At 68.3% G+C, this 16,458-nt stretch carries 17 protein-coding genes; 14 read left to right on the top strand and 3 right to left on the bottom strand.

The window, feature by feature from the left end; all coding sequences use genetic code 11:
* The first annotated feature begins 1 nt into the window (after window position 1).
* From ACWF0M_RS11545 to ACWF0M_RS11525, 5 genes are all read left to right on the top strand, one after another.
* On the top strand, window positions 2-922 hold the full coding sequence (locus ACWF0M_RS11545) for an acetamidase/formamidase family protein (protein WP_452235553.1): 921 nt from the start codon (window positions 2-4) through the stop codon (window positions 920-922).
* Entirely contained in the window at window positions 919-1,914 is a 996-nt protein-coding gene (locus ACWF0M_RS11540) for an alpha/beta fold hydrolase (RefSeq protein ID WP_452235552.1), read from the top strand. Before ACWF0M_RS11545 ends, ACWF0M_RS11540 begins: the two co-directional genes overlap by 4 nt.
* 841 nt (window positions 1,915-2,755) lie before the next feature.
* Window positions 2,756-3,508, top strand: coding sequence for a helix-turn-helix domain-containing protein (locus ACWF0M_RS11535; protein ID WP_452235551.1), 753 nt, complete (start codon window positions 2,756-2,758; stop codon window positions 3,506-3,508).
* Window positions 3,509-3,540: 32 nt separating this feature from the next.
* The gene (locus ACWF0M_RS11530; protein ID WP_452235550.1) at window positions 3,541-3,966 is read left to right on the top strand and encodes a VOC family protein; all 426 of its coding nucleotides are present in this window, start codon (window positions 3,541-3,543) and stop codon (window positions 3,964-3,966) included.
* A 12-nt stretch (window positions 3,967-3,978) separates the two neighbouring features.
* Window positions 3,979-4,332, top strand: a complete 354-nt coding sequence (locus ACWF0M_RS11525; RefSeq protein WP_452235549.1) for a GntR family transcriptional regulator — start codon at window positions 3,979-3,981, stop codon at window positions 4,330-4,332.
* On the opposite strand, the gene ACWF0M_RS11520 is transcribed toward ACWF0M_RS11525, so the two are convergent.
* A complete protein-coding gene (locus tag ACWF0M_RS11520) occupies window positions 4,316-5,044 on the bottom strand; it encodes a class I SAM-dependent methyltransferase (protein ID WP_452235548.1) in 729 nt (242 codons plus the stop codon). The two genes, ACWF0M_RS11525 and ACWF0M_RS11520, sit on opposite strands and share 17 nt — an antisense overlap.
* A 50-nt stretch (window positions 5,045-5,094) precedes the next feature.
* Here ACWF0M_RS11520 and ACWF0M_RS11515 point away from each other — a divergent pair, with 50 nt between their 5' ends.
* The 3 genes from ACWF0M_RS11515 (at window position 5,095) to ACWF0M_RS11505 (ending at window position 8,298) form a co-directional block, all read left to right on the top strand.
* The gene (locus ACWF0M_RS11515) at window positions 5,095-5,613 is read left to right on the top strand and encodes a DUF1990 family protein (RefSeq protein WP_452235835.1); all 519 of its coding nucleotides are present in this window, start codon (window positions 5,095-5,097) and stop codon (window positions 5,611-5,613) included.
* Between the two features lie 28 nt (window positions 5,614-5,641).
* A complete protein-coding gene (locus ACWF0M_RS11510; RefSeq protein ID WP_452235547.1) occupies window positions 5,642-6,169 on the top strand; it encodes a hypothetical protein in 528 nt (175 codons plus the stop codon).
* Window positions 6,170-6,279: 110 nt separating this feature from the next.
* On the top strand, window positions 6,280-8,298 hold the full coding sequence (locus ACWF0M_RS11505; protein WP_452235546.1) for a GxGYxYP domain-containing protein: 2,019 nt from the start codon (window positions 6,280-6,282) through the stop codon (window positions 8,296-8,298).
* A 48-nt stretch (window positions 8,299-8,346) separates the two neighbouring features.
* On the opposite strand, the gene ACWF0M_RS11500 is transcribed toward ACWF0M_RS11505, so the two are convergent.
* Entirely contained in the window at window positions 8,347-9,570 is a 1,224-nt protein-coding gene (locus ACWF0M_RS11500) for a vanadium-dependent haloperoxidase (protein WP_452235545.1), read from the bottom strand.
* A 123-nt stretch (window positions 9,571-9,693) separates the two neighbouring features.
* Complete coding sequence (locus tag ACWF0M_RS11495; RefSeq protein WP_452235544.1) at window positions 9,694-10,329, bottom strand: AMIN-like domain-containing (lipo)protein; 636 nt, start codon at window positions 10,327-10,329, stop codon at window positions 9,694-9,696.
* 106 nt (window positions 10,330-10,435) lie between these two features.
* Between ACWF0M_RS11495 and ACWF0M_RS11490 the strand changes: the two genes are divergently transcribed.
* From ACWF0M_RS11490 to ACWF0M_RS11465, 6 genes are all read left to right on the top strand, one after another.
* Complete coding sequence (locus tag ACWF0M_RS11490; protein ID WP_452235543.1) at window positions 10,436-11,260, top strand: GNAT family N-acetyltransferase; 825 nt, start codon at window positions 10,436-10,438, stop codon at window positions 11,258-11,260.
* A 117-nt stretch (window positions 11,261-11,377) separates the two neighbouring features.
* Complete coding sequence (locus ACWF0M_RS11485; protein WP_452235542.1) at window positions 11,378-13,948, top strand: preprotein translocase subunit SecA; 2,571 nt, start codon at window positions 11,378-11,380, stop codon at window positions 13,946-13,948.
* A 13-nt stretch (window positions 13,949-13,961) separates the two neighbouring features.
* The gene (locus ACWF0M_RS11480; protein WP_452235541.1) at window positions 13,962-14,651 is read left to right on the top strand and encodes a VC0807 family protein; all 690 of its coding nucleotides are present in this window, start codon (window positions 13,962-13,964) and stop codon (window positions 14,649-14,651) included.
* The gene (locus ACWF0M_RS11475) at window positions 14,652-14,903 is read left to right on the top strand and encodes a hypothetical protein (RefSeq protein WP_452235540.1); all 252 of its coding nucleotides are present in this window, start codon (window positions 14,652-14,654) and stop codon (window positions 14,901-14,903) included. It abuts the gene before it with no gap.
* Window positions 14,900-15,835: a hypothetical protein gene (locus ACWF0M_RS11470; RefSeq protein WP_452235539.1), complete on the top strand. Its 936-nt coding sequence runs from the start codon at window positions 14,900-14,902 to the stop codon at window positions 15,833-15,835. Before ACWF0M_RS11475 ends, ACWF0M_RS11470 begins: the two co-directional genes overlap by 4 nt.
* A 154-nt stretch (window positions 15,836-15,989) precedes the next feature.
* Window positions 15,990-16,458: AAA family ATPase (locus ACWF0M_RS11465; protein ID WP_452235538.1), on the top strand; the 469-nt coding region annotated here is incomplete at its 3' end.

Here is a 16,458-nt window from a genome sequence, read left to right as displayed (position 1 = left end):
GATGATCCACAAGCTGGACGCAACCCCCGAGACAACCGTCGACGTGTTCACCGCCGAGCTGCCCGCGGTGCTGACGATCGATCCCGGCGACACGCTGACCGTCCACTCACTGGATGCTTCGGGCTACCTGTCACCGCAGACCACACCTGGTGAGCAGCAGCCGAAGATGTTCGACGAGGCTCGCGGCCACTGCCTGACCGGGCCGATCGCGGTCCGCGGCGCTCAGCCAGGTGATGTGCTCGCGATCCACTTGGTCTCCCTCACCCCGGACCCCTGGGGCTGGACCGTCGCCGGCGCCCTGAAGTCGCCGATCACCGAGCGGCTAGGGGTCACCGATCAACCCGCCTGGCTGCTCTGGGATCTCGATCCTGACGCCGGAACCGGGCACTGCAACGGCGGCTTCACACGCTCGCTGGCACCGTTTCTCGGCGTCATCGGCGTGGCCCCCGAAGCCACCGGCGAGCATTCCACGATCCCGCCCCGAGCTGTCGGTGGCGGCAACATCGACTGCAGGTCCTTGGTCGCGGGGTCGACGCTCTATCTGCCGGTCGCGGTCGCGGACGCGATGCTCGGCCTCGGCGACGGTCACGCCGCGCAAGGCGACGGTGAGGTGGGAGGTACGGCGATCGAGTGCCCGATGACCACGACGCTGACCGTGGACCTGGTCCGGGAGCCGCGCCCGATCGAGTCGATCCACGCGGAGACTCCGGAGGGCCGGATCACCTTCGGGTTCGACGCCGACCTGAACGCCGCGACCGGCGACGCGCTCGACGCGATGGTGCGCTGGATGCAGGCGATCCTCGACGTCGGCAAGAGCACCGCCCTGGCACTTGCCAGTACCGCCGTCGATCTCCGCGTCACCCAGGTCGCGAACCAGACCTGGGGCGTCCACGCCCTCCTTCCAACGGGTGTCCTCGCGTGACGGCCGGCTGCTTCGAACTCGGCGACCTGAAGCTCGAGAAGGGCGGTGTCATCCGGAACGCCAACCTCTCCTGGAAGTCCTACGGCACGCTGTCGCCGGCGCGCGACAACGCGATCGTCTACCCGTGCAGTTACGGCGCGACCCACGAGACGCAGGAGTGGCTGATCGGGCCCGACGGCGTACTGGACCCCTCACGGTGGTTCGTTGTCATCCCGGACATGTTCGGGAACGGGCTCTCGTCGAGTGCGTCGACGGATCCGGAATACCCGTCGCTCGTCACGATGGCGGACAACGTGCACGCGCAGTACCGGCTGCTGACCGAGCTGTTCGGGATCGACCACCTCGCCGCGGCGTACGGGTTCTCGATGGGCGCCGGCCAGGCGTACCACTGGGCAGCTCTCTATCCCGACTTCGTCGAGCGCGCGATCGTCGTCTGCGGCAGCGCGCGGACCTCGCTGCACAACCGGGTGTTCCTGTCCGGCCTGCTACGGATCCTCGAAGCCGCTCCCGAGTACGCCGGCAACGGGCGGTTCACGGCTGAGCCGGTCGCCGCCAAGCGCGCGTTCGCGCACGTCTACGCCGGGTGGGGGCTGAGCCAGGACTTCTACCGCGCGCGGTTGTTCGAGTCCGTCCTGGGAGCGCCGGATCTTGACGCGTTCCTGCAGACCGACTGGGTGGATCGCTTCGCCGAGGGCGCCGCCGCCGACCAGTACGCGCAGGCGCTCACCTGGTTGGAGGCAGACATCAGTACGTCGTACGACGGCGACCTGAAGGCCGCGCTCGGGGCGATCACCGCCCGCGTCCTGTTGATGCCGTCGGCCACCGACCTCTACTTCCGAACCACGGACAACGAGCTGGAGCTGACCTCGTTGCGGACAGCGGAACTGGCGGAGATCCCCAGTATCTGGGGGCATCGCGCCGGCTCACCGCGCGACATCCCCGCCGACCTGGACTTCCTCCGCCGGCAGGTGCGTGACTGGCTGGACACCTGAAAGGACACTCCTGATGAGCTACGCGATCCTGCCGTCGACGAGTTGACCGCGAGCTCGACAACCTCCTGGACCATTTGGGGGTCACGGACGAATATCAGGCTCTTGTGACTGATGCGTGGGTGGTCGAGGGGTTCCAGGGCGGTGCCGGGCCCGGTGTGATGTGCACGCTCGACAGGATGTGTCGGGTGGCCGGGTAGTGCACCTGAGCGTGAACGTGCCCGTGTGTACACCGTCTCACCGGTGCACTACCTGTCGAGCGTGCACACAACCCCGCCGCGCAGCCGTCCCGCCACCAACCCGATCCCCGCCGGCCTCCCGGTGCTGCTGCCTCATGCCAGCCCGATGCCGGCCCGTTGGCGGGTCGCCACGCTCGACCTTCAAACCCGCCTCGGCGCACTGGCGGGCTATGTCACCGCTGGCCTCCTACTTCCCGCCATCGCCCACATAACCCGCCAGCCGGCACCACAACACCCACCCACCCACCCGTCCGACAGAAGACCGGATATCCCCTGGTGTTGTGGGTTATCCGGTCTAATACCAACGGAGAAACCACAACGCCGACGGATATCCCCTCGTGTGTGAGGCGCTCGCCGCGTTCGCTCGCCGCGTTCGCTCGCCGCGCTCGCTCGCTCGGCCGGCGGTGGGACGGACCGGGCGGTGCGGTGGTGCGGTGCGTGCGGGCGAGCGGTGGGGGTGCGGCGGTGCGGTGCGTGCGGTGCGTGCGGTGCGGGCCAGCGGTGGTGTGGTGCCGTGCGGGCGAGCGGTGGTGGGGTGGGGACTGGAGACAGGAGGTGGTGGGGGGAGGCAGGGAATGTCGGGTTCCAGGTCTCCACGGTCTGGCGTGAGTTTCCGGATGCCGCCACCGACGCCCACACATCTGACCGGAGCGCCGAATATCACCTCCTGGGTCAGTCGTGGGTCGCTGCGTGCGGAGCTGCCGGAGGTGGCGGCGGCCTTCGCGTCGATCGATGCGGACCCGACCGTCTATCACACGATGAACGGGCCGAGCGAGTTCCACGTCGTCGGCAGCCTGAAGGACTGGACGATCGTCGACCGGCTGCCGGAGATCGCCGTACCGACGCTCGTCCTCTCCGGTGCGCACGACGAAGGCCGCCTGGTCTGCGCGGCGGGGTCTGAGCGCCGGTCGACCGGCTACGCTCAGAGCGTGTCGATCGTCGTACCGGTGGAGCTGTTGCCGCATCTGCGGCGGGCGCGGGACGTTGCCGATCGCAACTATGCGGAGCCGCTCGACCTGGCTGCGCTGGCGGCCGCGGCGGGCGTGTCGAAGTACCACTTCCTGCGCTGTTTCGCGGCGGCGTACGGCGAGACGCCGATGCAGTACGTCACGCGCCGGCGGATCGAGCGCGCGACGGACCTGCTGCGGGCGACGAACCTGACCGTCACCGAGGTCTGCGGGATGGTCGGGTACAGCAGCCTCGGGTCGTTCTCGCAGCGGTTCACCGAGCTGGTCGGGATGACGCCGACGCAGTACCAGCGGACGCAGACGGGCGCGCGGATCCCGGGGTGTTTCGTGTTCATGCTGGGACTGAACTCAGCAATTCCGGAGAAGCCGACGGGGGAGTCCGGGGCATAGCGTCGTACCCACGTCGGATTTGAGGAGGAATCGTGATCACCAACATCAGCCTGATCAGCGTCTTCGTCGACGACATCGACGACGCGAAGGCGTTCTACACCGAGAAGCTCGGGTTCGTGCTGAAGAACGACGTGAGCCTGCCCGACTTCCGCTGGTGCACCGTGTACCACGCCGACCACCCGGAGCTGGAGCTGCAGCTCGCGGTGCCGGGTCCGCCGCTGGACGAGGAGGCGACGGCGGCGATCAGGCGGATGATGGCGAAGGGCACGATGCACGGCTTCGGCATCGCCACCGACGACTGCCGCAAGACGTTCGCGGAACTGACCGCCAAGGGCGTCGAGTACATCCAGGAACCGGCGGACCGCCCGTACGGCGTGGAAGCGGTACTGCGGGACAACTCGGGGAACTGGCTCGTCCTGGTGGAGCAGCGACCGTACACCCCGGAGGACTTCACCTGAGATGCTGACCGGATGGACATCACAGTCGATCCGGTCGGCCTGACGCCGCCGTACGAGCAGGTCCGCTCGCAGATCGAGGCGTTGATCCGCGCGGGCGAGCTGGCGCGCGGCACCCGGCTCCCCACGGTGCGCCAGCTGTCGCTCGACCTCGGGCTGGCCGTGAACACCGTCGCCCGCGCCTACAAGGAACTCGAAGCCGACCACCTGGTCGAGACCCGCGGCCGGAACGGCACGTTCGTCCTCGCCTCCCGCAGCCAAATCGACGACGCCGCGACCCATGCCGCGGCCGTGAAGCTCGCGCAGGCTGCTCGTGAGGCCGGCCTGTCGTTCGCCGAAGCCACGGAGATTCTCAACCGCGCCTGGTAGCCGTGCAGATCACGTCGCCTTTGGATTGGCCTTCCTGGGCGATGACGTGGAGGCCGGCGGCTTCCAGTTCGGCCCGGAGCGCGTCGGGGCGCAGGTGGCGGCGGTGGGGGAGGTACCAGGTGCCGTCGAGTTGTACGGCGTCGTCCGCTGGTTCCGTGGATTTCTGGTAGCAGATGCCGGTGGTGGCGTCGTACCGGAAGTCGTCCTCGTAGACGCGGTCCGGGTCGTACATGGCTGTCGAGAGGATGTAGTGGCCGTTGGGTTTCAGACGATCGCGTACGGCGGCGAGGAGGCCGGCGCGGTCAGGATCCGTGACGATCGACTGGAGGCAGTAGCTGTCGAGAATCACGTCGTACCGCTTGCTCCCGCCCGGCAGCGCACACACATCCTGCACGCCGAATTTGACCGCCACCCCACGTTCCCGCGCGAACCGGCGGGCGAGCGCGATCGCTTCCGGAATCAGGTCGATCGCGTCGACACGAAACCCGCGCGCGGCCAGGAAGCACGCCGCGGCGCCGGTGCCGCAGCCGTACTCCAGTACGTCGGCCCTCGTGAGCTCTAGCCGGTTGAGCGCGCTGTCAAGGAACACCCGGTTCGGGAACGCCTCGAAGTCCTCAGTCCGATCACCCTCGAACAGATCGTTCCACTGTGTCAGCCCTTCCCGCGCGAGCCGCTGATAGGCCGCCTGGTGCTCGGCGAAGTAGTACCGCATCCGCTTAGGATGTCTCGCCGTGGTCCGGTGGGCCACACAATTAGGTTGTGATGACGGGCTTGACGTACTCGGACGTTGGGGCGACGTGCGTTTCCGACCTCGACTGGACGACCACGCCGCCTGGGTATCGATGCTTCGAGCGGACGACCCATATCGGACAGGGGCCGGAGTGCTGGGAGGTCGCGTCGGCTGCCCTCGGGCAGTGGACCATCAAGACCCGTAGTGGGTTCTCCGTGCAGCCATCTACCGACGGCGAACCGGCCGTTCGGGAAGGCCGGGACTACACGCTGCTCGCAGCGCTCGGACCGTACACGCTGAGAGAACCGGTTCGGGTTGTCGCTGTCGTCGCACGTCCTGATCGCTGTGGCTTTGCTTACGGCACGCGACCAGGTCACCCCGTCTCGGGTGAGGAAGCGTTCATCGTGCACCGCTCACCCGACGGGGCGGTCTGGCTGACGATACGGTCCATGACACGGCCGGGCCGAGGTCTGTGGTGGTTGGCGTTTCCGGGAGTTCTGGTTGCCCAACGGTGGTATCGCCGGCGCTATCAGAGGGCCTTGGTGCCGTGACGGCCCGTGGCTCCGGGAAGATGTGCGCATGAACGACGATGAGGACCTCCGGCTCGAGCAGGCGGCCCGCGAGACAGCCGAGGCGGAAGGTGAGCGCCTTCGGTCGGAGGCGGAGGACGCGACGAACGATCCTGCGGTTCAGGAGGAGTGGATTCGGCAGTCGAATCTGATCTACGGGGGACTGGGCGCCGCGGGACTGGTGATGATCCAGCCGTTCCTGACCACGTCGCCGCTGGATCTGACGGCGACGATCTGTGTCGTCGCGTTCGCGGTCTCGATCCCGTTGCTCGCGGCGCTCCTGGTGCTGAACCGGCAGGAGGCCTTTCGCCGCCAGGTGACCAGATCCCTGCTCGTCAGCGTGGCCAAGGCGATCGCGGAAGGCTCCGCGTTCGTCGGTCTCACCGCCGCGTTCTGGCACATCTCGATGATCGCCGGCATCGCGTTCCTCGCGGTCGGGTTCTTCGCCGTCGGCGTCCACTCGGCCGGCTATACGAAACTCGAGTACGACGGCGACTTCCGCTCGAGGTTCCGCCGCCGTACGCCACCCACCGCCTGACCTCGCGGAAACGATTCCAAAAGTAGGGCGTGAGGTATGTACACGCTCTCTTGGCGTTGCTAGATTCCGGGCTGATTTGACATCGATGTCAACCTCAGGGAGTGGTCGCGATGGTTTCGAGACGTGCGTTCCTGGCGGGCAGCGGTGCAGTGACGGCGGGTGGGCTCGGGGTAGTTCCGGGCTTCCTGTCAACGGCACAAGCTGGAGTTTCATCGACGTCCGGCAGCCCCGCTCGGCTGCTGCCGGTGTTCAACCGCCCGAGACACCTGGATTACGGCGACGTCAGCAAGCTCAGCGGGGGAGACCAGACCCTGCTGACAACGTTGCAAGGCATCGTCAACCGTGCTGAGCCGGAGTTGTACTTCCTCTACGACACCGGCACGGTGAGCGTGCCGGACGCCAAATGGCTGGCCGACATGCATCTGCCGACCAAGCTGTACGAGAACCCGCTGGACCTGGTCGCGAAGTACCGGAGCCGGATCCGCGGCGCGATCGTGCACGACCCCGACGTACCCGACTCGCTGAACGTGGCGACGACGCTCGCCGGACTCGAGAACGCGGTCGTCGCCGACGCGGATCAGGCGAAGGCGCACGGTCTGCGGATCGTGAAGGACCTGCGCGGGATGTTCGACGACGACCGCGTGAAGACGTACCGCTGGCAGCTGGACAACCTGTTCCCGAAGGTCACGCACAAGCTGCTCGCCGGCCTCCCGCCGACCCGTGTGGTCGACGTCGAGGGCGTCCAGTGGCAGGAGATCGCCCGCGAGACCCAGCAGATCCGCGACTCGTCGAACCGCGGCACCTACAACCTGGACGTCTCCGCGAAGCTCGGGAAGGGGGCCGTGTTCGTCCGGTTCGCGGACTCGTTCACCGACGACGGCTGGGGCGCGTCGGTCCGGCACGTGGTGGTGACGGCGAACGGGGCCGAGTTCGCCCGGTTCGAACCGAACACCGCGGAAGAGGCGCCGTACCTGTTCGACGGCTCGCATTCGTCGATCGGTGGTGAGGCCAACCGCTTCGCCGACGGCGGCAACTACTGGATCTACCGCTTCGAACCACCAGCGGGTACGACGTCCCTCGTCGTGACCGTGGAGATGTGGAACCAGTACCTGGTGTCCGCGACCGACACGTCGCCGACCCGCATCGAACCGTTCGCGTACTTCCGCGACTACGTGGTGGCCACCAAGGCCCTGGTGAGCTGGCTACCACCGGGTGGTGCGACGGGCGACCTGCTCATCGAGCACTACGCGAAGTACCCGACGCTGGCGCCGTACATGGGCTGGTTCGCGAACGACGTCTCCGGTGAGTGGGACGGCGTCGATCTCGCCAGTAAGGGTGGTTCGCCCGTGGTCGCGGCCGACTTCTACATGAACGGCACCGTGCACGCCGGCTTCACGGCGCCGATCTCCGACAAGCCCCGGCCGATACGCCGGATCGACAAGCCGAAGAACAAGGTCTACCTGACCCTGACCTTCGGTGAAGGCGACAACATCCAGTACTGCCAGCGCCGGCTGCGCGAGATCTGGGACGACCCGAAACGCGGGCAGGTGCCGACGAACTGGACCATCAGCCCGTTGCTCGCCGAAACCGGACCCGGCCTCTACAGCTACTTCCAGCGCACCGCGACCGCCAACGACCTCCTGGTCTGCGGCCCGTCCGGCGGCGGGTACACGTACCCGGGTTCGTGGCAGCCCGCCGAGCTGACGGAGTACCTGAAGATGACGGGCGGCTTCATGCGCCGTACCGGACTGGACGTGGTCTACGCGTACAGCAGCAGGCAGGACAACAGGTGGGTCTTGTTGTCGCCGGAGATCGCCGGCGGGTACGCCGCTTACACGCCGACGAAGGGGATCATGCAGACCTGGGACGGCGACCCGCTCACCGTCCGCCAAGGTGGTCTGCCGATCACCGGCCAGTGGGGCGCACCCGGTAAGGCCGCCGAGTTCAAGGCCGCTCTCGACCAGCGGATCGCGAACTGGGACGGTGCGAGCCCGCTGTTCATCTCCGGCGGGATCGGCGCGTGGTCGTGGAGCCCGTCCGACATGGCCGAGCTCGGAGCGCTACTCACCGACCCGTACGAAGTGGTGCTGGCGAACAGCTTCTACGACCTGCTCAACCGAGTGCTGTAGAAAGCACGCTCCGGCGGGCGGTTCGCCTGCCGCCCGCCGGAGCGTGGGTCACTGGAACAGCCGGTAGGCGTTGCGAAGTGCGTTGGCCGCCACCTGTCGGCCCAAAGTCACTCCGACCGTGTCCGCCGTACGGGTGTGGATGCCGGACCAGACGCGGGCGTCGACGTTCTCGAGCGTCAACTGGTGCCAGTTGCTGTAGGTGCGGGTCACGCCAGGCGCGGTCGGGCTGTCGATCGTGTACGGCTTCGCAGTGCGCGCGCCGACCAGTGTGGTCAGTACCTGCTCGGCCGAGCCGGAGTACGTGTTGTGGCCGCTCGGGTAGTCCGGGTGCGCCGGAGTGTCGTGCAGTGGCGTCCACTCAGCGTCGACGGTTGCGCGGAGTGCGGTGACTGGACGCCAGCGCAGATAGGTGTACTTCGTATCGGAGGTGGCGATCTGCGTGTCGACAGCGGCCACGTGGAAGAGCGCGACCAGCTTCGTCCGCTCCGCCAACGGACGGTGGACTGCTTCGGACACGGCCGCTCGCAGCGGCGCGGTGTAGAGCACGTACGACGAGCCGAGCCAGAACGTGGCTGTGTCCGTCTGGGCCTGCGTGCGCGTCGTACTGTTGCGCGCCCCATCGGCACGTACCTCTGCCAGATCGCGGTTGTAGCGGGGCGAGCCCAGAGCAGGCGGCGGACCCGGACGGAACTGGTCGGCACTCGTGAGCAGGAACGGCTTCGCCAACCTGTTCCCGTACTGAGTCCCCGGGCTGTACGTCGGTGGCGTCGGCCGCCAGATCCCAGCGTCGGTGGACGGTGGCGTGAACGGTGCATTGACCGAAGCAGGGTCCAGTCCGTCGTTGGCACGCGACGCCAAGACCACCTGTGCCTGTTGGCGTCCTGCTGCAACGCCTGCGGTTTCGGCAGTGCCGTCGGGGATCCTCGCGAGAGTGGTGGTCAGAGCCTGGTCCAGCGCGGTCTTACGAGCCGGTGCGAGAGTCACCAGGGTCTCGTGGACCGCACTGGCCAGGGCGGCTTCTTTGTACGGCGTTGGTGCGGCAGGTGATCGGAGGAGCGCACGGGTCGCTGCGGTCCAGCCGATCGCCCAGGTGCGGTTGTTTGTCACCTGGGTCGGGGCGCCGGCCGCCGCGATCGTGTCAGCTGTAACGTCGTACCACTCGAGTGCAACGTCGGTGTGGGGCGTCGTACCGGCAGCCGGCACGGAGATCAACGTGGACAGGGCGAGGACGGGAACTGCCGCCAGGGCAAGGGGTTTGCGTAGGTTCGTCACGCTTGGATGGTGACAGGCGACAGCGTGTCGCAAAGTGCTGTATCACTACTTGAAAACTAGACATTCGACTTGACATCCCGGGCGCGGCCGCCCGCGGGGAACGGGCGGCCGCTGGGTGGGGGTTTACCACCGGTGAGCGACGTCGATCACCAGGCGGGAGTTCGAGCCCGGTCCTGCGAGCGTGAAGACGCGGAACGGGAGCCGGGCGCGGACGCCCAGGCCGATCGTCGTCTGACCCTCGAAGCTCCCTGCGAACGCGACCTGCCGGAACGTGCGGTACCCGGCCACGCTGGTCAGTTCCTTGGGGTTCTTCGGGGTGTACGTCGACTTGCCGGTGTCGATGTTGTACGACGGCGCACGCACGATGATCTGCAGTTTCGCGCCGCCGCGCAGCGGGACGAGGAAGCCGGAGCCGTCCTGGTAGACGTTGCGGACGTAGCGGACGTCGTACCCGGTCGGCCCGCCCGTCAGGTCGACGACCAGCCGGTCGTAGCAGGCGTGCCGTCCGGTGCGGACGTTGGTGACCGCCGTCGTCGCTGGGGTCCGGGCACGCACGCTGTTGTTTGCCTCGGGCAATGATCCCCAGCCGCGCGGGCAGGACGCGGTGCTGACGGACGCGGTGCTGACGGAAGGTGTCGAGGCGGTGCGGGGGGCGGTGGACGATCCGGACAGCGCCGGTGCGGCGAAGGCGGCCGCCGGGACTGCTAGCACTGCTAGTGCGGCGATGATCGTCTTGCGGGTGATGCGGTGGATGTTCATGGTGTGTTCCCCCCTTCTGAGGACACCTATTTGGACGACACCAGTTGCCAACTGGTTTGCCTTTCGTGCCGGTGATTTCAGGTAGCCGATCGGGCACGATGTGCAGATGACTCCTGACGAACTGCTGGACGTGTTCCACCGCCGGATCCGGTTGCCGGACGCCGACGCGATCCCCGGCTGGAAGCAGGAACACGACGGCCCTGTGCACCGCTCGTACGTCGAGGGAGCCGAGGGAGCCGGGTTCGTCGAGACCCCGCGCGGGCTGGGCGACGACCCGGACGCGGTGATCGCGCAAGAGGTGGCGTTCTTCCGGGAGCGTGGCCTGCCGTTCGAGTGGAAGACGTACGCGTACGACGAACCGGCCGACCTTGGTGAGCGGCTGGTCCGGGCGGGATTCACGAAGGAGGATCCGGAGACGCTGATCCTCGGCGAGGTGGACCGGATCCTGGAGCGGCCGTCCGCGCTGCCGTCGAAGGTCCGGCTGCGGGAGGCCGCTGGGCCGGACGACTACCACCGCATCGGCGCACTCACCGACGCCCTATGGCACAACGGTCTGGAACGCATCGTCGACCGGCTCGCGGGTGAGGCGCGGATGTTCCCGGATCGGCTGTCGGTGTTCCTGGTCGAGGACGCACTGAAGGGACCGGACGGTCCCGCCGTGTCGGCCGGCTGGATCCGGTTCCATCCGGGCACCGGGTTCGCGAGCCTGTGGGGCGGCGGGACGTTGCCGGAATGGCGCCGGCAGGGCATCTACAGCGCACTGCTCGTCCACCGCGCCCGCCTCGCGAAAGAGCGCGGCTACGAGTACCTCCGCGTCGACGCCTCCGAGGACTCCCGCCCCATCCTGCAGAAACTCGGCCTGCACGCGGTCACCACCACCACGCCGTACGAGTGGAACCCGGACCTGCACCACTCACCAACCGCCCCATAGCACGGGGTTGGATGCGGCGACGAGCGTGGGCTGACGGGTGGGGCGCTCGTTGGTGAGTGGTGGGGGTCCGGGGGTGACGCGCGGAACGACCGGTTGAGGCTGTACGTTGCCTGCATCATGGCCCTGAAAATCGCTTCTCGCTTCCGCCGGCTGCTGCAGCGCCCCGGCTCGATCGATCTCGGCCCGTACGAACGGCTCACCCAGCTGGTCGGCGAGGCGGAGGAATCGGTCCTCTCCCTGACCGACGAAGAGCTCACCGAGGCGGTCGCGGAACTGCGCACCACCGGCGGGCTGCACGAGGACGAGCAGATCGAGTTCCTCGCGCTGGCCCGGGACGCGGGGAACCGCGCGATCGGCGAGCGCGCGTTCGACGGCCAGGTCGTCGGTGCGCTGGCGATGCTGCAGGGCCGGGTCGTCGAGATGGCGACCGGTGAGGGCAAGACGCTGGCGGGCGCGATCGCCGCGGCCGGGTACGCCGTGGGCGGCCGCAGGGTGCACGTGCTGGCGGTCAATGACTACCTGGCCAAGCGCGACGCCGAGTGGATGGGCCCGGTGTACGAGCTGCTCGGCGTCACCGTGTCGCACGTCGGCCAGGCGTCCACGCCGGAGGAGCGCCGCGAGGCGTACCAGGCGGAGGTCTGCTACGTCCCGGTCAGCGAGATCGGCTTCGACGTACTGCGGGACCGCCTCGTCACCGACGTCGCGGACCGGGTCACCGTCGAGGCCGACGTGGCGCTCGTGGACGAGGCCGACTCGGTGCTGATCGACGAGGCCCGGGTCCCGATGGTGCTGGCCGGCGCGACCCGGAACGAGGCGCTCGACGACGACGTCGTCCAGCTGGTCCGGACGCTGCGCGCGGGGGTCGACTACGAGATCGACGGCGACGGCCGGACGGTCGCGCTGACGGACCGCGGCACCGACAAGGTCGAGCAGGCCCTCGGCGAAGGCGCGGCCGCAGCAGCTGAGGCCGACGAGGCAGCCGACGTCGACTCCGACGCAGACGCCGACGGCGTCGACACCGACGCTGAGGACGAGGTCGCCGAGAAGCCCGAGCCTGCTCGGTTCAATCTGTACGACGACGAGAACCTGGACCGGCTGACTCAGATCAACGTCGCGCTGCATGCCGAGGTGCTGCTGCGCAAGGACGTCGACTACCTGGTCCGGGACGGCAAGGTCAGCCTGATCAACAACAACCGCGGCCGGATCGCCAAGCTGCAGCGCTGGCCGGACGGTCTGCAGGCCGCGGTCGAGGCGAAGGAGGCCGTGCCGGTCAGCGACTCCGGTGAGGTGCTCGACAGCATCACCGTGCAGGCGCTGGTCAAGCAGTACAAGTCGCTGTGCGGCATGACCGGTACGGCGGTCGTCGTGGGGGAGTCGCTCCAGGAGTTCTACGACGTCGAGGTCGCCGTCGTACCGCCGAACAAGCCGAACGTCCGCAAGGACGACCCGGACCGGCTGTACCTGACCGTCGACCAGAAGAACGAGGCGCTGGTCAAGCACATCGGCGAGGTGCACGAGACCGGGCGGCCGATCCTGATCGGGACGCACAGCGTCGAGGAGTCCGAGCAGCTCAGCGACATGCTCGAGGCGGCCGAGATCGAGCACGTCGTACTGAACGCGAAGAACGACGCCGAGGAGGCGGCGATCATCGCGGAGGCCGGTGTGCCGGGAACGGTGACCGTGTCGACGCAGATGGCCGGCCGTGGTACCGACATCCGGCTGGGCGGCAAGGACGAGTCGCACGGCAAGGACGCGGCCATCGAGCTCGGCGGCCTGTACGTCGTCGGCACCGGTCTGCACGCGTCGCGGCGGCTCGACGACCAGTTGCGCGGTCGCGCCGGTCGGCAGGGTGACCCGGGCGGCTCGTTGTTCTTCGCCAGCCTCGCCGACGAGCTCGTCACGCGGTACTCCGTTTCGTCCGGTCTCCGCCCGCATCCGGACGACACCGGCCGGCTCACGGACCGCAAGTCGGTCGGCATGCTCGAGCACGCGCAGCGGGTCGCGGACGGCGCGAACGCGGAGCTGCACCGTACGACGTGGCAGTACAACCGGCTGACGGGACAGCAGCGGGCGATCCTGCTCGAGACCCGCGAGAAGGTGCTGACCGAGGATCTGGCCGCGGACGAGCTCGCCGAGCGCGCCAAGGAGCGGTACGACGAACTGGTCGACGAGGTCGGCGAGGACGTGGTGAAGGCCGCGGCGCGGCGGATCGCGCTGCGGCATCTGGACCGGCGCTGGACCGACCACCTGGCGTACCTGGCGGACCTGCGGGAAGGCATCCACCTGCGGTCGTTGGCCGGCGGCATCGTGCACCTGAAGCCGATCGACGAGTTCAACAAGTCGGCGATCGCGTCGTTCGACTCGCTGATCGAGGACTCCTGGAAGGACGCGGCCGAGACGTTCGCGGACGCGGAGATCACCGCTGAGGGTCTGGACGAGGAGACGAGCGGGATCCCGCGGCCGACCGCGACCTGGACGTACCTGGTCAACGACAACCCGTTCGGCACCGAGGCGGACCGGATCCTCGGCCGCCTCCGGAACGCGATCAAGCCCGAGTCGGCCGCCGAGCCCGAGGAGATCCTCGCGGAGGAGTTCGACGAGGACGACCTCCCCGAGGAACTCCGCGACGCGGACGATGACGAAGCTGAAGCTGAAGCTGATGACGAGGTCGGGAAGAAGAAGGACTGAGACTTTGGTCTAGGTGCGGACAGCCGTCGGCTCGATGCCGGCCGGCGGCTCGGTGGGCGACGCTCTCGTCATGCCCAGCGCGCACAGCGGTCCCCGGCTCCTCGTCGTAGACATCGCCCTCCCGCTCGGACTCTTCTACGGTCTGCGCGCGCTCGGTGCGAGCGACCTGACTGCATTGCTCGTCGGCGTGGTCCCGGGCCTGATCAGCTCGGCGGTGTCGCTCGTGCGCACCCGCCGTACGGACCTGGTCGGGATGGCGGTCGTGCTGAGCATGGTGGCGAGCTCGGCGGTCGCCGTACTGGGTGGGGACGTGCGGCTGCTGCTCGTCCGCAACGCGTGGATCAGCCTCCCGTTCGCCGGCATCACGTTGTGGTCGCTGCGGCATCCGCAGCCGCTCACGTACATCGTGACGCTGGCGATGATGCCGCGGCGGGCGCGCGTGATGGAGCAGTTGTGGGAGACCAGCCCGCGGTTCCGGGACGCGTGGAAGTGGATCACGGTGTGGTGGGGGATCGCGACGATCATCGACGGGATCGTACGGATCGTGTTGGCGTACACGGTGCCGATCTCTGTCGTACCGGCCACCGACCCGGTGATCACCGCCTTCACGATCGTCGTACTCCAGGTCCCGACGATCGTGCTGCTCCGGCGCAGCGGCACCTGGAACCTCGTGTTCGCCCCTCGGCGACCTACAGTCGGGTGAATGACTGACGACAAGCTGTCACAAGAGCGAGTGCGTGAGTTCGTCGAGAGCGGCGCGGCGACGCCGTTGCTCGCCGGGACCGAGGTAGGCCCGACCTGGTACCGCGACCGATGGTGGTACGTCCCGGCCGATGCGGCGGAGGACGCGGACTACCAGCCGGCCGATCCGGAGCTGTCGCAGGAGTTCGACCGGCTGCGAGTTCGGGTACTGGCGATCGAGGACGTGCAGGCCGAGCTGGACAGTCGCCGGTGAACGCCTGGGACGGTCGAGGTCGGGGTGCGCCTGGTGAGCTCACCGCGACACGGCGGGTGGTGGAGCTGTTCGCCACCGAGGCGCTGCTCGCGCTCGACCGCTACGAGCAGTCGTTGCCGGCCGATGCGACGGACCGGGGGCGGCAGACGGCCGACCGGTTCGCGCACTGGTGGAAGCGGCTGGAGATGGACGATGCGTGGCGCGGCACCGGCGGTACGGACGCGGAGCAGATCCTGGCGAAGGCGGCCGACCTGGCGCTCGATCCCGACAATCACGAGGGATTGCGCGTCGAAGAGGCGGCTGCGGAGGCGAAGATGATCGCTGAGTTCCGCGGGCGCCCCACGACGATGAAGGGGATCGACGACTTCCGCCGCGAGTTCGATACGGCGTACGGCGGCACAGCGGACGTACCGTCCAGCGGCGACGAGTGGCTCGCGCAGTCCCTGACCCGCCTTGCCCGGGCCTCCGTACTGCGGGACGTCGTGACGCGAGGCGCAAAGGTGCAGTTCAGTCAGCCGCTGCGCGACACGGCCGACGAACTGGTCCGGCAGGGGCAGAGACTCGTGGAGAGTCGGGATGAGCTCGCTGTACAACAGCAGGCGGCGGCCGACGTTGAGGCGTCGGACCGGGGCCGGCCCTGGCTCATCGCGGCGTGTGCGGCGTACGGCGTCGGCGTCTCGACGTCAGGTGCGCCGCCCGCGGCCCAGTTCGCCATGATCGTTCCCGCCCTCGCCGTGACCCTGTCGCAAACCATCAAGGCCTGGGACGCCAAGCAGAATCCCGTGGGCTCGGGACTCGACCCCGCCCAGGCTCAACTCCGCTCAGTCCGCACCGACCTCACCAACACCCTCGACACTCCACCCCCAGCGACGCGCCATGACACCCGAGCCCTCCGCAGTACCCAGAACCGCCCAGGCACCCCCAGCCGCTGACCGGCGCCACCGCGCGCACGGGCGGGCCGCGTTACCCAGCCTTTCCGGAAAGAATGTTGCGCTGGGTGGCTTTTTGTTTCCGGAAAGGGCGGTGGGTACGTCGTGGGCGGGGCGAGGTGGGTGGGCTGTCGGTGGGGCTGGTTAGGCTGCTGGGGTGAGTGATGGGTTGTTCGATCTTCCGGGGGCGCCCGCGCCTGCCCGTGGTGGTGGGAGTCTGGCGGATGCGGACCACACCGCGGCTCCGCTGGCGGTGCGGATGCGGCCGCGCAGTCTGGACGAACTGGTAGGCCAGCAGCATCTGCTGGCGCCCGGTTCGCCGTTGCGCCGGCTGGTGGAGGGCGACCAGCCGATGTCGCTGCTGCTCTGGGGTCCTCCGGGGACGGGCAAGACGACGATCGCGGCGGTCGTCTCGCACCAGACGAACCGGAAGTTCGTGGAGCTGTCTGCGGTCACCGCGGGTGTGAAGGACGTGCGGCAGGTGATCGACGGTGCGCGCCGCGACCTGTCCCGCGCGTCCGGTGCGGTCGAGACCGTGCTGTTCATCGACGAGGTCCACCGCTTCACGAAGGCTCAGCAGGACGCGCTACTGCCGGGCGTCGAGAACCGGTGGGTCACCTTGGTCG

Source organism: Kribbella sp. NPDC055110 (genome assembly GCF_053607525.1).
The sequence above is the reverse complement of the archived record's forward strand: the minus strand, read 5'-3'. Positions and strand labels throughout refer to the sequence as shown.

Coding starts and splice junctions, on each gene's coding strand:
- ACWF0M_RS11545 (WP_452235553.1), top strand. CDS start 2: ATGATCCACAAGCTGGACGCAACCCCCGAGACAACCGTCGACGTGTTC.
- ACWF0M_RS11525 (WP_452235549.1), top strand. CDS start 3,979: ATGGACATCACAGTCGATCCGGTCGGCCTGACGCCGCCGTACGAGCAG.
- ACWF0M_RS11520 (WP_452235548.1), bottom strand. CDS start 5,044: ATGCGGTACTACTTCGCCGAGCACCAGGCGGCCTATCAGCGGCTCGCG.
- ACWF0M_RS11515 (WP_452235835.1), top strand. CDS start 5,095: ATGACGGGCTTGACGTACTCGGACGTTGGGGCGACGTGCGTTTCCGAC.
- ACWF0M_RS11510 (WP_452235547.1), top strand. CDS start 5,642: ATGAACGACGATGAGGACCTCCGGCTCGAGCAGGCGGCCCGCGAGACA.
- ACWF0M_RS11505 (WP_452235546.1), top strand. CDS start 6,280: ATGGTTTCGAGACGTGCGTTCCTGGCGGGCAGCGGTGCAGTGACGGCG.
- ACWF0M_RS11495 (WP_452235544.1), bottom strand. CDS start 10,329: ATGAACATCCACCGCATCACCCGCAAGACGATCATCGCCGCACTAGCA.
- ACWF0M_RS11490 (WP_452235543.1), top strand. CDS start 10,436: ATGACTCCTGACGAACTGCTGGACGTGTTCCACCGCCGGATCCGGTTG.
- ACWF0M_RS11485 (WP_452235542.1), top strand. CDS start 11,378: ATGGCCCTGAAAATCGCTTCTCGCTTCCGCCGGCTGCTGCAGCGCCCC.
- ACWF0M_RS11475 (WP_452235540.1), top strand. CDS start 14,652: ATGACTGACGACAAGCTGTCACAAGAGCGAGTGCGTGAGTTCGTCGAG.